This is a genomic window from Methyloversatilis sp. (assembly GCF_030696805.1).
Taxonomy (GTDB): Bacteria; Pseudomonadota; Gammaproteobacteria; order Burkholderiales; family Rhodocyclaceae; genus Methyloversatilis.
Window position 1 is genome coordinate 1 of record NZ_JAUYRO010000013.1, and the last position, 1,241, is coordinate 1,241.

At 63.6% G+C, this 1,241-nt stretch carries 1 protein-coding gene; it reads right to left on the reverse strand.

What is annotated here, in order from left to right:
- Positions 1–976 (reverse strand): IS110 family transposase (locus tag Q8R75_RS01920; RefSeq protein WP_305663490.1); only part of this gene is annotated, 976 nt, incomplete at its 3' end.
- Between the last annotated feature and the right edge of the window lie 265 nt (positions 977–1,241).

Below are 1,241 nucleotides of genomic sequence, written 5' to 3' on the forward strand. Positions count from 1 at the left end.
TTGAGAACAGTGACGCGGAATTGAAGGGTGTGTTGTTGCGGATGCAAGCCCAGATGCCGGTGAGCATTTTGCGCATGAGCGCACACTGCGCCTGGATCTTCTTTTTTCCACGCGCGATCAGTCGCTGATAGAAGGCACGCGCGTGTTCATCGTGCAGGGACGCGCTCAGTGCAGGCATGAACAAGGCGGCACGCAGGTAGGCGTTGCCGGCCTTTGACAGTCGCCCCGGACTGCTCACGCTGGTGCCCGACTGGGTCAGACGCACGTCGAGCCCGGCAAAGCGGCTGACCTGATTCGCGCGCAAGTCCTCGGGCAGCACGCACAGTTCAGCCAGCAAGGCGATGGCGCTGGCCTGGCCGATGCCCTTGGCCTCACACAGGTTGGCAAGATGAGCGCTCAGTTGTGCGCTCCCGGCGATCAGATCAAGGGCGGCGCGCTGCAAGCGTTCGATGCGTTGATCAAGTCGCGCGATCCCCTCTTCTTCGTCCTCGATGAGCAGCGGCAGCGTCATCGCCTTGGCGCGCAGCGCGTGCAGACGGTTCTTTGCCTGGGTGCGCGCCCCGCCCAGGCGGTTGATCTGGCGGCCCAGGTCGCGCAGCGCAAGCTGTGCGTCTGTCGGGCACTGCCACAGCGAGGGGGCGATGCGCTCGGCGTACTCGGCCAGCAAGGCGCTGTCGATCGGATCGGTCTTGCTGCCCACGAGCTTGATGTGTGCAAAGTGACGGAAGCTGCGCGGGTTGATCACCGAGACCGGCAGGCCTGCCCGATGCAGGGCCACGGCCAGATCCAGGTGATAGATGCCGCTGGCTTCCATCACGACACGCTCGGGGTTGAGCGCGAGCAGCTCGCGCACCACACGGGCGTGATCGGCGCCCGTTTGCTTGAACGTGCGCGCCCGGGCGTTACGAGCGTCCTGGCGTACGACCAGATCGAAGCTGCGCGCGGCGATATCAACGCCCACATAAATCGGTTTCATCGTCTTCACTCCTCGAAGCAGTTCGGACACAATCACCAGCGGTTCCCCGACCCCGCACTTGATGCAGCCTCGACCTTGTGACGCGAAGTCCGGTCAATGCCGGCTTCCGGATACTCCTCGAGGTCAGCAATGGGGCGGGGGGCCAATCTACGAACGAGGTCAGCCAAAGGCTGCCTCAAGGAGCGGACGGCCTCCCCGGTGATCAATCTCTGTGCAGCCATTCGGCTACAGGATTAAACATACAAGGAGCGGACCCTGTCCGCGA